The sequence below is a fragment of the Enterococcus sp. DIV2449a genome (assembly GCF_051711225.1).
Lineage (GTDB): Bacteria > Bacillota > Bacilli > Lactobacillales > Enterococcaceae > Enterococcus_D > Enterococcus_D casseliflavus.
Window position 1 is genome coordinate 1,621,287 of sequence record NZ_JBIOME010000001.1, and the last position, 15,891, is coordinate 1,637,177.

The window sequence follows — 15,891 nt, forward strand, 5'->3', positions numbered from 1 at the left end:
AGGAGGTGTGGTCGAATGCATGAATCATTAAGCAAAAAATTAAAAGAGTATCGATCAAAATATAACTTAACACAGAAGGAATTAGCTGCAAGGTTATTTGTTTCTGATAAGGCCATTTCAAAATGGGAACGAGGAAATGGGTTGCCAGACATCGAGACATTGGTTCGTCTAGCCGATTTACTAGGCACACCCGTGGAAGAGCTATTAAAAGAAAAGAAAGAAACCTACTATTATGAATACAAAAGTGAACGGACGGTTCTGCGGCTTCCATTAATGCACATTTTGATTCCTAATTTATTCTTACTACTGAATCAAGTGACGAGCGTTCGAGAGTTTTTTGTTCTAATGAAAGAGCTACCAACTGCCAGCGGCTGGTTTAGCCTTGGTGTCAAAGCCAAAGGGGTTATTGCTTTGGGGATTGTGAGTTTAGGCTTTTTATCGATTGGCTTATTGTCCTTCGGAATGCTGGGGATTGGGACAGTCAGCACCGGTGTCATTGCAATAGGGAACCTCTGTTTTGGCTTTTTAGTTGGGATTGGCAATCTTGCTGTCGGCTCGATCGTTGTTGGTAATCTTGGCATTGGCTGGCTCGCTCTAGCAAATGTCGCAATTGCTTGGATTGGGGTTGCTAATTATGGTGTAGGGAGCTTTATGGCTGTTTTACCCTCAAATTCAACCACGGAAGATTTTAACCAAGCGATTCAACAACTCATAGTCTCAGAGATCCCTGACTTGATTAAAACCACTATCTTTGAACCAATGATTCGTTTTACAAGCTCACCGATTTTTGTGATGATCTTCGTGGTGACGATCTTAGCAACCATCTTTTTTATTCTTTGCTTGTTGACCATCGGCTTGGTGCGATTACGTCAAAGCATGTTGTATGAAGAGCTATAAGAAAACCTCTAGATGCCGTTTCTGATCGTTAAACATATGTAGCTTCAGGGGCTCATTTTCTGTTACCACAAGTAAAAAAGGCAAGGGACTATGGAGTCCTTTGCCTTTTTTATTAGTCTGCTTTCTTACTATCTTTAGGTTGTGTTTTTTTCTCTTCAGCAGGTTCGTTTTTCAAGAAACGCTCAATATCGTTTTCCTGTTTTTTCTTGTCTTTGTCGTTATCGGGAAGAAAGGCAAAATCATCAAACATTTTATCTAGCGAGTCTTCTCGTTGGAATTTTAAGCCCATAGGTTCACCTCCAAGCGCCTTAAGTTTACCACGAACGGTGGTAGATTTCATCAAAAAAAGCGAAATAGTGTTCAATCGTTTCCCCCTTTACTATAATTAAAGAAAGGGGATAGAAAAGAGGGATAGCGATGATCAAAACTGAAAAAATCTATGGCTTTCTACAATCGACCCAAATGGAAGCAGCACAGTTGCGTTTGTTGATTGAAAATTGGTTCGCTTTGGTTCGTCTTAGCTATCAGCCGACGGAATACTACTACAATCAACAAGCAAAGAAACCTTATGATTTTGATGAAATCAGTCGGTTGTTGCATAACGCCCCTGAAGAAATCAATACAGAAATTATTGTCACGGATGGACAAAATGAGTCTAGTATCCATGTCATTCAAGAGGCAGTTTTACAACGGCATCTGTTTACAAAAGAGGTGTTTTCCGCGCAAAAACCAGTGATTTTAAGTTACTTTGATGAAACGATGCAAAGAGATGGCTTGTTCGGCTATTTGCGTTCATATGACGAGTACTTGATGCATAACGTCGAAGGAATCGAGAAAAGACAAAATTTTCAATCGATTGCTGAAATCAACGCGTTACCGAAGCGGAAAAATTTTGAACAAGAAATCGTCATCGACTGCAATCAATTTGCTGGGTACGATGTTTTTTACAATGGCTATACATTGACTTCTTGCTGGCGCATGTACTTTTCGGCATTCTACGCGCATATCATTCCTCAAGTGATCATTACTGATGCGCAACAGGTGGAGCAAGTGCAGGTAAGAGACCAAGGGGTCGTGATGGTGGAATTGTATCGCGATCCTTTCCAGTGGGATCACGAATTGAATCTATCCTATCAGCGATTGTTTCGCGATCAAACTGGAATCGATCAATTGACTTGGGATAACGGGGTCGGTATTTTGAGAGAACCATATATTGAATATGCCTTTGGGGATCACTTGATCCAAACCATCCAATACCAAAATGATCGACTGCAGCCGACAACAAAACGCAGCGCGACACATTTTGTCACCAGAAGCTTCGACCTCGTGAACGAAGAGTATCAAGAGCGGCGAGTGAAAGGGTATCTGAATGCCCAAGCGTATTTTCCTTGGGTGGATCAAGAGCGGTTGCGAATGATGGATTATATCGTATTAAAACCGGAATTGACTGTAGATGATGGGGTCGAGGCATATGCCTTTTATATTCGGAATCACCTCGAAATTGATTACTCAGAGGATCGCTTTAAAGACTACACAGCTTGCTTACAATTTTATTTACCAGAAACAGCCTTGAAGGAGCTGCCAATAGACGGATTGAAAGCAGCGATGCCGGATGTTCATTTTGGGTATTTGCACCGCACGCGCAAATATACGTGGGTCAATCTAAAAAAGAATGGCAAGAAACTTCGAGTGTATTTTATGAATACCCAAAAGTTAGTCGAGCAGCAGCTTTTTACCAATCAAGAATGAAAAAGACCCGCAAGATCACGAGGATCTTGTGGGTCTTTTCAATTAAGCTGCTTGCTCAGGCGCTTTTTTCAACAAACCGAATACGACGCCAGAAACGATCGCACCGATCAAGATGAATAGCAAGAACAAAATTGGTTTCGATAATAACAGGACAACGAAGATCCCACCATGTGGCGCCATTAGTTGGATATCAAAGGCACCGACAAGCGCACCAGTCAGTGCAGAACCAACGATAAAGCTTGGGATCGCCCGCAATGGATCTGCTGCTGCAAATGGGATCGCACCTTCTGTGACGAAGGATAGCCCCATGACGATATTTGTCAAACCTGCTTCTTTTTGGTCTTTTGTGAATTTATTTTTGAACAATAACGTTGCGACAAAGATTGCTAATGGAGGAACCATTCCGCCCGCCATTACAGATGCCATCACGACGCTACCACCGTCAGCAACGGTCGTTGCCAATGTTGCAGTACCGAAAACATAAGCGGCTTTGTTGATTGGGCCGCCTAGATCGGCTGCCATCATCGCTGCTAACAAAGCGCCAAGTAAAGCTGCGTTGGTACCACTTAAGCCAGTCAAGAAGCTGTTCAAACCGTCGTTGATAGCTTTCATTGGCACGTTGATCAGTAACATCAAGAAGCCAGTGATCAATAGGCCGAAAACAGGGTAGAAGAGGATCGTTTTGATTCCTTCTAATGATTTTGGTAAGCCTTTGAATAATGAACGTAAGAACTTGATGACGTAACCAGCTAAGAAACCGCCGATCAAGGCACCTAAGAACCCAGCACCACCTGTATTTGCTAACGCACCTGCTGCAAAACCGACGATCAATCCAGGTCGGTCACTGATACTTGAAGCGATAAATCCAGCTAAGACAGGTAGCATAAAACCAAATGCCGCGCTACCGATTTGATTGAACCAAGAAGCTGCTTGGTTGTAGTTTCCTAATTGACTCAAGGCATCTTGAGGGACACCCATGAACTGGTCCACCATGAAGGAAATAGCGATCATGATTCCACCGGCAATAACAAATGGCAGCATATGAGAAACACCATTCATCAAATCTTTATAGATTCGTTGACCGACTGAACCATCAGCAGAAGCGTCCTCTTTATCAGAAGCTTGGCCGCTACCATGAAAAACAGGAGCAGTACCGCTCATTGCTTCATTGATTAATTGCTCGGTTTTACGGATACCATCACTGACAGGACGGTTTACTAAATGTTTGCCGTCAAAGCGATCCATTTCTACTTTTTTATCAGCAGCTACGATTACACCAGTAGCTCGGGCGATATCAGCTTCTGTTAGACGATTTTTGATTCCTTCTGAACCATTTGTTTCGACTTTGATGTCAACACCCAGCTCTTTGGCTTTCTTTTTCAAAGCATCTTCTGCCATGTAGGTATGGGCGATTCCTGTCGGGCAAGCTGTAACTGCGACGATATAGGGACGTTCGCTAGCAAGTGCTGCTTCTTGGTTTGCCGCTTCTTCTGCTAAAGCATCGGCTTCTTGCTGTGCCTCAGCTTCTGAGAAAAGTTGCTGTACTTGATCAGCAGTCGTCGCTGTTTTTAATTTAGCAACGAAATCCGGATCGATCAACAAGCGAGATAGCGCTGCTAATGCTTGTAAATGAGTATCATTTGCTCCTTCTGGTGCTGCGATCATAAAGAAGAGGTACGTTGGTTGTCCATCTAACGCCTCATAGTCAACACCCGCATTACTTTTTGCGAATAAGACCGTCGCTTCTTTGACCGCACTGTTTTTGGCATGAGGCATTGCGATGCCTTCACCTAGCCCTGTTGATGTTTGAGCTTCTCGGGCAAGAATTCCTTCTTTGTAGACCTCGATATCTGAAATTCGTCCGACAGCATATAATTTTGCTACCATTTCATCAATGGCACCTTTTTTGTCTGTTGCTTGTAAGTCCATAATCATGGCATCTTTCAGCATCAACTCATTGATTTTCATTTTTTCCATCCTCCTATAGATTCACTTGTTCAATTATGACTTCCGGTAGTAATTCTTCGATAAATGACGCCTCAGCTAAATCATCTGAAAACGCAGTGGCACTGCCACAAGCGACTCCCCATTTGAATGCTTCAACCACATCTTTGGTCTTTGCATAACGCCCAATGAATCCAGCAATCATGGAATCTCCAGCGCCGACTGAATTTTTCAAAGGTCGTTTCAACACATTGGATCGATAGATCTCATTGCCAGTAAAGAGCAGGGCGCCATCGCCGCCTAGAGAGACAATGACATTTTTAGCGCCATCCTTTAGCATTCTTTGACCATAAGGCAAAATATCTTCGATTGTTGAAAAAGAAGTTTCATAAAGTTCGGCTAATTCATGATTATTTGGTTTGATCAGCAAAGGCTGATCGGATAAAGCATCAAAAAGTTCCGCGCCGGTCGTATCAATGACAAATTCCGCACCCGCTTCTTTAACGATTTTGATCAATTCTTTATAAAAGTCGGTTGGAAGACCAGCTGGTTTACTTCCTGATAGGATGACGATGTCTTCGGCAGAAAGAGTGGCTAATTGGTGTTTCAATTCAGCAATTTCTTGCTGGCGAATGACTGGACCAAGACCGTTGATTTCTGTTTCTTCGCCGGATTTTAGTTTGATATTGATTCGTGTGTCCGCAGCGACTTGGGTAAAGTTGCTGTTGATTTCCTCTTTGGTCAGCCACTCTTCAATAAAACGACCAGTAAATCCGCCAACGAAACCAAGGGCAGTCGAGGCGATGCCGATGCGTTTCAAAATCCGTGAGACATTGATTCCTTTGCCGCCAGGTAGTTTAAAGTCTTGTTTCATTCGATTAAGGGCGCCGATTTCCAAATGATCGACATGGACGATAAAGTCGATCGATGGATTGAGTGTTACTGTGTAAATCATTGTATTACCTCCATAATGGTTGTTTTTGCTCTGAATTTCGCTAAATAGTTTTTTGGGCAATAATCGGTGATGATCGTCGCACCTTCGATAAAAGCAACTTGAGCAAAAGTCGTTTGCTGAAATTTGGAATGGTCTAGCAAGACATAGGCTTGTTGACTGTGCTCTAAAGCGATCTGCTTGATCAGGGCTTCTTCAGGATCAGGTGTTGTGAATCCAGCCTCAGAATGAGCCCCGTTCATGCCCATAAAGCAACGATTAAAGCGTAGTTTTCGCAGTTGCTTACCAGCATTGATCCCTAACACAGCGTTCGTCGATATCTTAATGGTTCCCCCTAAAATCATGGTGTCGATCCCGTGATCGATCAATAGGGAAGCGTGTTTGACGGAGTTTGTGACCACCTTAAGGCCTGAGATAGCCGATAGGAAAGGAATCATTTCGAGGGTCGTTGTGCCAGCATCTAAGTAAATGACTTCACCATTTTTGATCGTCTGGGCAGCTGCTCTTGCTATCTTTTGTTTTTCCGTTTGAAACTTCGCCGTTTTTTCTGACATGTTTGGTTCGAAGCCTAATTGCTGACTTTTCTTGGCTCCACCGTGAATTCTGACTAAAAATCCTTTGTCTTCCAACTCTTGCAGGTCTCGACGGATCGTTGATTCTGAAGCATCCAACAGTTGAATCAGGTCACTGACCTTGACGATTTCTTCTTGTTCCAATCGTGCCAAAATCGCTTGATGACGCTCCTCTGTAAGCATTTTCATCACCTCTTCACCTGCCATGATACCATATGATTCGTTCAAAATCAATCATAAACAGTAAAAAACATTCAAAATGAAAGCGTGAATAAATGGAATCGGTCATAAACGGTCATGATAACCGTCATTTTGATTTAATAGCTATCCTTATATTTGACAATTTTTACTATTATTTGGCTTAATTGAAGTAAGGGGGGATAAATAAATGAATAACAAAGTCATTTTACAAGGGTTCGAATGGGACCTGCCGGCAGATAGCCAGCACTGGAACAAATTGAAAGAAATGAGTAAAGAAATCAAAGAGTATGGATTTACCGCAATTTGGCTGCCGCCTGCCTATAAAGGGACAGCTGGGTCCGAAGACGTTGGGTATGGTGTCTATGATTATTATGATCTAGGCGAATTCGATCAAAAGGGGTCGGTGCCAACAAAATATGGGACAAAGGATGAATACCTAGAAGCCATCAAAGCACTGCAAGAACAAGGAATAGAGGTTTATGCCGACATCGTTTTCAATCACTTGATTGGTGCCGATGAAAAAGAAGTCGTTCCAGCGGTTAAATACAATACCGAAAACCGTAATGAACCGATCAGTGATGAGGAAGAAATCGAAGCTTGGACCAAGTTCACATTCCCAGGACGTCAGGGGACGTACAATGATTACGTTTGGACGTGGCATAATTTTTCTGGTGTCGATTATGATGACCGCAACAAAGACCACGGGATTTTTAACTTCGCTGACAAGGGCTGGGAAAACCAAGTGGATGATGAGATGGGCAATTACGACTACTTAATGGGTTGTGATTTGGACATGGAAAATCCCGAAACAGTGGAACAACTCAATAAATGGGGCCAATGGTACCAAGAACTGACCGGCGTTGACGGGTATCGACTAGATGCGGTCAAACACATTGAGTTCAACTATTACGCGGATTGGATCTTAAACCGACGCGAGGAAAAAGGCAAACCACTATTTGTTGTCGGAGAATATTGGTCAGGGGATCTGCCAAAATTAGAAGAGTATTTAGATTCTTCAGGAAATTTGATTTATTTATTTGATGTGCCATTGCACTACAATTTATATGAAGCATCTCACTCAAATGGCGAATACGATATGAGCCAAATTTTTGCAGGTACGTTGACCGCCGCTCGCGAAGATTATGCAGTGACTTTTGTGGATAATCATGACACGCAGGTTGGGCAAAGTTTACAATCTTGGATAGACGGATGGTTCAAAGTCCATGCCTATTCATTGATCCTTTTACGTAAAGCTGGCGTACCAGTAGTTTTCTGGGGGGATTTATTTGGGATTCCCGCGCAAGAAATCGCCCCTGTCGGGGATGCGCTGGTCCATATGCTGAAACTTCGGGAGAAGCTTGCATTCGGGAATCAAGTCGATTATTTCGATGATCCTAATTGCATTGGCTGGGTATTAACTGGCGATTATGAACATGAGCTTTCTGGATTAGCGGTCGTGATGACCAATGCCCAAGGAGCGGAAAAAGAAATGACTATCAGTGCGATCCATGGTGGAGAGACATTCGTGGATATATTGAGAAACAATGAAGCGAAAGTTGTTTTAGATGATACCGGAAAAGGTGTTTTCCCGGTCAATGATGGGCAAGTCTCGATTTATGTAAATGAAAAACTAGTAGAGAAGTACTTTAGTTAACCAAAATCTTCAAACGAATAAAAAGGCTGGTAGGTTTACAGCCTTTTTATTATGTAAACAAACCAAGCCTGCTTTCTCTTGAAAAATCGCATGAATCGTAAGGGAAAAAATCAGAGCGCTTTTAATTAAAAGTTTTCAAAGCGTTCGGTTTTCCCCTTTCCCGGATAATGCTATAATTGAGAAGATTGAGAAAGAAAGGATGTTTAAAATCATGTCATCCAAAAGTGAATTACTTGAACGCATGAACCCACGGCAAAAAGAAGCCGTTATGCATACGGAAGGACCGTTGCTGCTGATGGCAGGTGCAGGAAGCGGGAAGACCCGTGTCCTAACCCACCGAATCGCCTATTTAATAGAAGAAAAAAATGTGAATCCATGGAATATTTTAGCCATCACATTTACCAATAAAGCGGCACGTGAAATGAAGGAACGGGTCAGTCAACTATTAGGATCGGGTGGAGAAGACGTTTGGGTTTCAACCTTCCACTCGATGTGTGTCAGAATCTTGCGCAGGGACGTTGATCGTATTGGCTATTCGAAGAATTTTACCATCATTGACTCTTCTGAGCAAAATACACTGATGAAACGGGTATTAAAAGAACTGAATATCGATCCCAAAAAATATGATCCTCGTTCTATTTTGGGAACGATCTCTCATGCCAAGAACGAGCTGTTGACACCTGAAGCTTACCAAGCCATGGAAGGTAGTCTATTTGAGCAGATCGTAGGTCGTTGTTATGAAAAATATCAAAAAGAGCTGCGCAATAATCAATGCATGGACTTCGATGATTTAATCATGAATACGATCCGCCTCTTCCAAGACAATGAAGATGCGCTGCAATTTTATCAACGGAAATTCCACTATATCCATGTCGATGAATACCAAGATACCAACCACGCCCAATACACACTGGTCAATTTATTGGCCGCTCGTTTTCGAAATCTTTGTGTTGTTGGGGATGCGGACCAAAGTATTTACGGTTGGCGTGGTGCCAACATGCAAAATATTTTAGACTTTGAAAAGGACTATCCAGATGCCGCAACGATTTTGTTAGAGCAAAACTATCGTTCAACGCAAACGATTTTAAATGCGGCAAACCAAGTAATCAAAAATAACCGCAACCGTCCAGATAAAAATCTATGGACAGAAAATCATGATGGGGAAAAGATCACTTATTATCGCGGGGATAGTGAACGAGATGAAGCACGATTTATCGTCAGTGAAATGCAAAAACAAATTGCAGAAAAGAACCGTAAATTCGGTGATTTTGCGATATTGTATCGGACCAATGCCCAGTCACGGATCATTGAAGAAATGCTTTTAAAAGCCAACGTTCCTTATACGATGGTCGGCGGCAGAAAATTCTATGACCGCAAAGAAATCCGTGATATTTTGGCCTATTTATCGGCGATCGCCAATCCGCGAGATTCCATCAGCTTAGAGCGTATCATCAATGTACCAAAACGTGGGATCGGTGCGACATCCGTCGAGAAACTACGAGCGTTTGCGAATCTTCATGAATGGTCATTGTTAGAAGCAGCCATGAACGTCGAGTTAGCGAATATTTCTGGAAAGGCTGGCAAAGAATTAGGAAGCTTTGGGATGATGATGGATGGCTTCGCCCAGATGGTTCCTTACCTATCAGTAACCGAACTGACAAAAGAAATATTAGAAAAAACGGGTTATCGTCAAGAGTTAGTCAACCAGAATAATTTAGAAGCACAAGCTAGACTTGAAAACTTGGAAGAATTTTTATCGGTTACCCAAGAATTCGACAAACGATTTGAGGCGCAAAACGAAGACGATGCAGATGCACCAGATGAGAAGTTGAGTGTTTTCTTAAATGACTTAGCTTTATTGTCAGACGTCGATAGTTATGAAGAAGAAAGTAGTCAAGTGACTTTGATGACCTTGCATGCTGCAAAAGGACTAGAGTTTCCAGTGGTATTTTTGATTGGGTTGGAAGAAAATATCTTCCCGCTTTCTCGTGCCTTAATGGAAGAAAGCGAGCTCGAAGAAGAACGGCGCCTTGCTTACGTGGGAATCACTCGTGCCGAGGAAGAGCTCTTTATGACCAACGCTTTTTCCAGAACATTATACGGTCGGACCCAATACAATCGTCCGTCTCGGTTTATCGAAGAGATCGAACAAGATCTGCTGCAATCATTAGGCGAGCGTTCACAGCCGAAAGCTGCTGCACCGTTTCAACCAAAAGTGTTCAAACCGAGCTATACACAGCCGCGTCAAACGACTGTCGCTTCTAAACAACAGACTTCTGCAGCTGGTAATACATGGCAAGTTGGCGAGAAAGTTCAACATAAAAAATGGGGAATCGGTACCGTCGTTCGGACGACTGGCAGCGCGCAAGATGTTGAATTAGATGTGGCGTTCCCACAACAAGGAGTCAAACGATTGTTGGCGGCCTTTGCGCCGATTGAAAAAGTTGAAAAATAAGGAGGATATTAGGATGGATGTCCCTTCAAAAGAAATCCAATCACGAGCAGAAGAGCTGCGCACACAATTAAATCAGTATGCTTACGAATACTATGTAAAAGATCAGCCTTCCGTGGAAGATTATCTCTATGATCAGCTATATGCAGAACTGGTTGAAATTGAAACCAATTATCCGCAGCTAGTAACCGAAGACTCACCCACCCAACGAGTAGGCGGTATCATTTTACCTGGCTTTGAAAAGGTCACGCATGATATTCCGCTATATAGCCTGAACGATGTCTTTGACAAAGAAGGAATCGTGGCTTTTGATGCCCGTGTTCAAAAAGCACTGGGGAAAGCGGTAGATTATGTCTGCGAGTTAAAGATCGATGGATTGTCAATTTCCTTGAAATATGAAGAAGGGCGCTTTGTTCGTGGAGCAACTCGAGGAGATGGTACGGTAGGTGAAAACATTACAGAAAACCTAAAGACCGTCAAATCGATTCCACTGAAATTAAAAGAACCGATCTCGTTGGAAGTTCGCGGCGAATGCTATATGCCAAAGGCTTCGTTTTTGAAATTGAATCAACAGCGAGAAGAAGAAGGGGCGGAAGTTTTTGCCAATCCTAGAAACGCAGCGGCTGGAAGCTTGCGACAATTAGACACACGGATCGCAGCCCAAAGAAACTTAAGCACCTTCTTGTACACACTAGCTGACTTTGGACCAATTGAAGCCAATGATCAATTTTCAGCATTGAATGAACTGGATCAATTAGGCTTTCGTACAAATCACGAACGCAGAGTGTGCCACACCATCGATGAGGTTTGGGCATATATCGAAGAGTTTCATGACAAGCGCAGTGAGCTTCCCTATGAGATTGACGGCGTAGTCATCAAAGTCAATAATTTCAAAGATCAAGATGCGCTAGGCTTTACCGTAAAAGCACCCCGATGGGCGGCGGCATATAAGTTTCCACCGGAAGAAGCGGAAACAGTGATCGAAACGATCGAATGGACCGTGGGACGGACGGGTGTTGTGACACCGACCGCTGTGATGACCCCTGTTCGTGTTGCTGGAACGACGGTCAGCCGTGCCAGTCTCCATAATGTAGATTTCATTAAAATGAAAGACATCCGCATTGGCGATTCGGTCATCATCTTTAAGGCGGGGGACATTATTCCAGAGGTTGCGAAAGTCTTGGAAGAAAAACGAACAGAAGCAAGTCAACCCTTTGAATCGCCTACACATTGTCCCGAATGTGGGAGTGAGCTGATCCATTTAGATGAAGAAGTTGCCTTGCGTTGTATCAATCCAAAGTGTCCAGCACAGATCAAAGAAGGACTCAGCCATTTCGTTTCACGGAATGCTATGAACATTGACGGTTTAGGACCCCGTGTTTTAGAGCAAATGTTCGATAAATCCTTAGTTAAAGATGTGGCCGACTTGTACTTTTTAACAGAAGAACAATTGTTGACCCTTGATAAAATCAAAGAGAAATCAGCCAATAACCTGTTGCGGGCGATTCATCAGAGTAAAGGAAATTCGGTTGAACGTTTGATTTTTGGGCTAGGCATCCGTCATGTCGGTGCGAAAGCGGCTCGGATTTTAGCAGAACATTTCGGTGATCTGCGGGCGCTCAGCAAAGCCAAGGAAGAAGAAATCATTTCGCTAGAAGCTATCGGCGCAACGATTGCTGAAAGTGTCGTCACGTATTTTGACAATCAAGAAGTTCACGACCTGTTAGATGAACTTGAAAGAGCGGGTGTCAACTTTGCTTATTTGGGGCTTAGAAATGAACAGTTGGAAGACGTCGAATCACCATTTAAAGAGAAAACCGTCGTTTTAACAGGAAAATTAAGTCACTTCACTCGTGAAGAAGCCAAGGAACGAATTGAAAATCTCGGTGGGAAGGTAACAGGCAGTGTATCGAAAAAGACCGATATCGTTGTTGCTGGGGAAGAGGCAGGCAGCAAACTGACCAAAGCACAATCCCTAGGTGTCACCGTTTGGGATGAAGCTCAAATGGTGGCTGCGATCGAAGGCAGTCATTCGGCAGATCAATAACCTTTAAGCATTGTCACAGACGAGAAGCAGTTGTTTTTTCTTGTCTAATTGAAATCATTTCTTCCCTGCACTACGAGGAAAGAAATGATTTCTGCTTTTATTTGCAATTATATTTGATAATTTTCAAATTCTATTTCATGATTTGTTAAAAAAATGATACAATACATTGGAAAAACGTAAACGTAGATTACGGATACGAGAAAGAGGAGGATTTTATGGCGATCAGCGAAGAACAAGTCAAACACGTTGCCAAACTAGCAAAACTTTCATTCTCAGACGATGAATTACATGAGTTTACCTCTCAGCTAGGGAAAATTATTGATATGGTTGAAACACTTGAAGAAGTGGACACCACAGGAGTACCATTCACATCGAATGTCGCAGAAACGATTAACGTGATGCGTGAAGATGTAACGACCGGCGGCTGGGACCGTGATGAATTAATGAAAAATGTTCCAGAATCCGAAGAAGGCTTTATCAAAGTGCCTGCAATCATTGATAATGGGGAGGCGGGTGCCTAATGACTGAATTATATAAAAAAAGCTTAGAAGAATTACACAGCTTATTAGTGTCAAAGGAAATTACTGCAACAGACTTAACGAGCGAAACCTTTGCTCGCATTAAAGAAACAGAGCCGAAAGTCGATGCGTTTCTAGCGTTGAATGAAGAAAAAGCCCATGAGTTAGCGCAAGCTATCGATCAAAAAGGTATCACTGAAGGCAATGTGTTGGCAGGGATTCCCATTGGGATCAAAGATAACATTGTTACGAAAGATCTACGCACAACAGCGGCTTCTAAAATTTTAGGCAACTTTGACCCAATCTACGATGCAACAGTCATGGACAAAGTTTACCAAGCAGACATGATTCCAGTTGGTAAGTTAAACATGGATGAATTTGCGATGGGCGCAAGTACCGAAACGTCGTTCTTTAAGAAAACGAAAAACGCTTGGGATGAGACAAAAGTACCTGGTGGTTCATCAGGTGGCTCGGCGGCTGCCGTTGCAGCGGGACAAGTCCCATTATCTTTAGGTAGCGATACAGGTGGTTCGATTCGCCAACCAGCAGCTTTCAATGGAATCGTCGGGATGAAGCCAACCTACGGACGGGTTTCTCGTTTTGGTCTGATCGCGTTTGCATCATCTTTAGATCAAATTGGACCGATGACGCGTGGTGTGAAAGACAATGCCTTTGCATTAAATGCCATCAGTGGGTTTGATGCGAAAGATAGTACGTCAGCAGGCGCCGCTGTTCCTGATTTTACAGCAGGTTTGACGGGTGATATCAAAGGAATGAAAGTCGCTTTGCCTAAAGAATACTTAGGTGAAGGGATCCAAGCAGGCGTTCGAGAAGCAATCTTAAAAGCAGCGGACACTTTCCGTGCGTTAGGAGCGACTGTGGAAGAAGTCAGCTTGCCACACTCAAAATACGGGGTAGCCGTTTACTATATCATCGCTTCTTCTGAAGCAAGTTCTAATTTGCAACGTTTTGACGGTATTCGTTATGGTTTCCGTTCAGAAAATGTCAGCAATCTAGAAGATGTCTATGTCAATTCTCGCAGTGAAGGATTCGGGGAAGAAGTAAAACGCCGGATCATGTTAGGTACGTTTTCACTAAGTGCTGGCTACTACGATGCCTACTTCAAAAAAGCCGGTCAAGTACGGACGTTGATCAAACAAGATTTCGATAAGGTCTTCAGCCAATACGACTTGATCATTGGCCCAGCTTCCCCAACGGTAGCATTTGGTATTGGAGAAAACATCAATGATCCGATCACCATGTACTTGAATGATATTTTAACCATTCCTGTGAACTTAGCAGGACTGCCAGGGATGTCGATCCCAGCAGGTTTTTCTGAAGGACTGCCAGTCGGCTTGCAGATCATTGGGAAACATTTTGATGAAGCAACCATGTATAAAGCGGCTTATGCCTTTGAACAAGCAACTGATTTCCACACGAAAAAACCAGTGATTTTAGGAGGGGATAAGGCATGAACTTCGAAACAGTCATTGGGCTTGAAGTCCACGTAGAATTAAAAACAGAATCAAAGATTTTTTCTCCAGCACCTGCTCACTTTGGCGCTGAACCAAATAGCAACACGAATGTGATCGACTGGGGCTATCCAGGTGTTTTACCAGTAATGAACAAAGCGGCTATCGAATTTGGGATGAAAGCTGCGCTTGCGCTGAATTGTGAAATCTCAAAAGAAACGCATTTCGACCGCAAAAACTATTTTTATCCCGACAATCCAAAAGCGTATCAAATTTCGCAATTCGATCAACCGATCGGTCATGATGGGTGGATCGAGATCGAAGTGGAAGGCAAAAAGAAAAAGATTCGCATCGAGCGAGTTCATTTGGAAGAAGATGCTGGGAAAAACATGCACGGCAAAGGCGGTTATTCTTATGTTGATCTAAATCGTCAAGGAACCCCTTTGATCGAGATCGTTTCCGAAGCGGATATGCGTTCACCAGAAGAAGCATATGCGTATCTAGAAGCGTTGCGTTCAATCATCTTGTTTACAGAAGTATCCGATGTGAAGATGGAAGAAGGTTCCATGCGTTGTGATGCGAATATTTCGTTGCGACCTTACGGCCAAGAACAATTCGGAACAAAAACAGAACTGAAAAACTTAAACTCTATGTCCTTCGTGAAAAAAGGGTTGGCATTTGAAGAAAAACGCCAAGCCAAAGTATTGCTTTCTGGAGGCGAGATCCAACAAGAAACTCGACGTTTTGATGAAGCAACCAGCAAAACCTTATTGATGCGTGTCAAAGAAGGTTCTTCTGATTATCGTTACTTCCCAGAACCAGATATCCCATGGTTTGTGATCGATGATGAATGGATCGAACGTGTACGTCAAAGCTTGCCAGAAATGCCGCAAAAACGTCGTGCCCGTTACATCTCTGAATTGGGCTTACCAGAATATGATGCAATGGTCTTGACTTTATCAAAAGAAATGTCCGATTTCTTTGAAAAAACCATCGATGCTGGTGCTGATCCTAAACAAGCTTCTAACTGGTTGATGGGTGAAGTTTCAGCGTATCTGAACAGCGAGAAATTGGAACTGCCAGAAACGAAATTAACCCCAGACAATTTAGCGGGAATGATTCGTTTGATCGCCGATGGCACGATCAGTTCGAAGATTGCGAAAAAAGTCTTCAAAGAGTTGATCACAAACGGCGGCGACGCTGAAGAAGTCGTAAAAGCCAAAGGATTGATCCAATTATCAGATCCTGCGCAATTACTACCAATGATCAATGAAGTATTAGATAACAACCAACAATCCGTCGATGACTTCAAGAACGGAAAAGACCGCGCAGTCGGTTTCTTAGTTGGTCAAATCATGAAAGCAACCAAAGGACAAGCGAATCCAGGCGTTGTGAACAAGCTGTTGCAAGAAGAACTAGCAAAGCGATAAGAG

Annotated in this window: 12 protein-coding genes; 8 read left to right on the forward strand and 4 right to left on the reverse strand. The window is 42.9% G+C overall.

Annotated features, from left to right (window positions below; all coding sequences use genetic code 11):
• Nucleotides 1-15: 15 nt before the first annotated feature.
• On the forward strand, nucleotides 16-897 hold the full coding sequence (locus IGI76_RS07580; protein ID WP_086295255.1) for a helix-turn-helix transcriptional regulator: 882 nt from the start codon (nucleotides 16-18) through the stop codon (nucleotides 895-897).
• A 112-nt stretch (nucleotides 898-1,009) separates the two neighbouring features.
• On the opposite strand, the gene IGI76_RS07585 is transcribed toward IGI76_RS07580, so the two are convergent.
• Entirely contained in the window at nucleotides 1,010-1,186 is a 177-nt protein-coding gene (locus IGI76_RS07585) for an SPJ_0845 family protein (protein WP_254777463.1), read from the reverse strand.
• A 128-nt stretch (nucleotides 1,187-1,314) separates the two neighbouring features.
• Here IGI76_RS07585 and IGI76_RS07590 point away from each other — a divergent pair, with 128 nt between their 5' ends.
• Nucleotides 1,315-2,646: a hypothetical protein gene (locus IGI76_RS07590; protein WP_086295257.1), complete on the forward strand. Its 1,332-nt coding sequence runs from the start codon at nucleotides 1,315-1,317 to the stop codon at nucleotides 2,644-2,646.
• A 42-nt stretch (nucleotides 2,647-2,688) separates the two neighbouring features.
• On the opposite strand, the gene IGI76_RS07595 is transcribed toward IGI76_RS07590, so the two are convergent.
• The 3 genes from IGI76_RS07595 to IGI76_RS07605 are packed head-to-tail and all read right to left on the reverse strand — an operon-like array spanning nucleotide 2,689 to nucleotide 6,297.
• Entirely contained in the window at nucleotides 2,689-4,614 is a 1,926-nt protein-coding gene (locus IGI76_RS07595) for a PTS fructose transporter subunit IIABC (protein WP_201689037.1), read from the reverse strand.
• Nucleotides 4,615-4,627: 13 nt separating this feature from the next.
• Entirely contained in the window at nucleotides 4,628-5,545 is a 918-nt protein-coding gene (pfkB, locus tag IGI76_RS07600; protein ID WP_015509619.1) for a 1-phosphofructokinase, read from the reverse strand.
• Nucleotides 5,542-6,297 (reverse strand): DeoR/GlpR family DNA-binding transcription regulator, encoded by a 756-nt coding sequence (locus IGI76_RS07605; RefSeq protein WP_201691688.1) that lies wholly within the window; start codon nucleotides 6,295-6,297, stop codon nucleotides 5,542-5,544. The genes pfkB and IGI76_RS07605 overlap by 4 nt, the downstream gene beginning before the upstream one ends.
• Nucleotides 6,298-6,502: 205 nt before the next feature.
• Between IGI76_RS07605 and IGI76_RS07610 the strand changes: the two genes are divergently transcribed.
• The 6 genes from IGI76_RS07610 to gatB all read left to right on the forward strand — a co-directional run bounded on the left by IGI76_RS07610 (nucleotide 6,503) and on the right by gatB (nucleotide 15,888).
• On the forward strand, nucleotides 6,503-7,969 hold the full coding sequence (locus IGI76_RS07610) for an alpha-amylase (protein ID WP_015509620.1): 1,467 nt from the start codon (nucleotides 6,503-6,505) through the stop codon (nucleotides 7,967-7,969).
• Nucleotides 7,970-8,180: 211 nt separating this feature from the next.
• Nucleotides 8,181-10,424, forward strand: a complete 2,244-nt coding sequence (pcrA, locus tag IGI76_RS07615) for a DNA helicase PcrA (RefSeq protein WP_005225975.1) — start codon at nucleotides 8,181-8,183, stop codon at nucleotides 10,422-10,424.
• Between the two features lie 13 nt (nucleotides 10,425-10,437).
• Nucleotides 10,438-12,468, forward strand: a complete 2,031-nt coding sequence (ligA, locus tag IGI76_RS07620; protein ID WP_086295266.1) for an NAD-dependent DNA ligase LigA — start codon at nucleotides 10,438-10,440, stop codon at nucleotides 12,466-12,468.
• A 215-nt stretch (nucleotides 12,469-12,683) separates the two neighbouring features.
• Nucleotides 12,684-12,989 carry an Asp-tRNA(Asn)/Glu-tRNA(Gln) amidotransferase subunit GatC gene (gene gatC / locus IGI76_RS07625; RefSeq protein WP_005225977.1) on the forward strand — a complete coding sequence of 102 codons (306 nt, stop codon included), beginning with the start codon at nucleotides 12,684-12,686 and terminating at the stop codon, nucleotides 12,987-12,989.
• Nucleotides 12,989-14,461, forward strand: a complete 1,473-nt coding sequence (gatA, locus tag IGI76_RS07630; RefSeq protein WP_086295271.1) for an Asp-tRNA(Asn)/Glu-tRNA(Gln) amidotransferase subunit GatA — start codon at nucleotides 12,989-12,991, stop codon at nucleotides 14,459-14,461. The genes gatC and gatA overlap by 1 nt, the downstream gene beginning before the upstream one ends.
• On the forward strand, nucleotides 14,458-15,888 hold the full coding sequence (gatB, locus tag IGI76_RS07635) for an Asp-tRNA(Asn)/Glu-tRNA(Gln) amidotransferase subunit GatB (RefSeq protein WP_201689039.1): 1,431 nt from the start codon (nucleotides 14,458-14,460) through the stop codon (nucleotides 15,886-15,888). The genes gatA and gatB overlap by 4 nt, the downstream gene beginning before the upstream one ends.
• The last annotated feature ends 3 nt before the right edge of the window (nucleotides 15,889-15,891 follow it).

Coding starts and splice junctions, on each gene's coding strand:
- IGI76_RS07580 (WP_086295255.1), top strand. CDS start 16: ATGCATGAATCATTAAGCAAAAAATTAAAAGAGTATCGATCAAAATAT.
- IGI76_RS07585 (WP_254777463.1), bottom strand. CDS start 1,186: ATGGGCTTAAAATTCCAACGAGAAGACTCGCTAGATAAAATGTTTGAT.
- IGI76_RS07590 (WP_086295257.1), top strand. CDS start 1,315: ATGATCAAAACTGAAAAAATCTATGGCTTTCTACAATCGACCCAAATG.
- IGI76_RS07595 (WP_201689037.1), bottom strand. CDS start 4,614: ATGAAAATCAATGAGTTGATGCTGAAAGATGCCATGATTATGGACTTA.
- pfkB (WP_015509619.1), bottom strand. CDS start 5,545: ATGATTTACACAGTAACACTCAATCCATCGATCGACTTTATCGTCCAT.
- IGI76_RS07605 (WP_201691688.1), bottom strand. CDS start 6,297: ATGCTTACAGAGGAGCGTCATCAAGCGATTTTGGCACGATTGGAACAA.
- IGI76_RS07610 (WP_015509620.1), top strand. CDS start 6,503: ATGAATAACAAAGTCATTTTACAAGGGTTCGAATGGGACCTGCCGGCA.
- pcrA (WP_005225975.1), top strand. CDS start 8,181: ATGTCATCCAAAAGTGAATTACTTGAACGCATGAACCCACGGCAAAAA.
- ligA (WP_086295266.1), top strand. CDS start 10,438: ATGGATGTCCCTTCAAAAGAAATCCAATCACGAGCAGAAGAGCTGCGC.
- gatC (WP_005225977.1), top strand. CDS start 12,684: ATGGCGATCAGCGAAGAACAAGTCAAACACGTTGCCAAACTAGCAAAA.
- gatA (WP_086295271.1), top strand. CDS start 12,989: ATGACTGAATTATATAAAAAAAGCTTAGAAGAATTACACAGCTTATTA.
- gatB (WP_201689039.1), top strand. CDS start 14,458: ATGAACTTCGAAACAGTCATTGGGCTTGAAGTCCACGTAGAATTAAAA.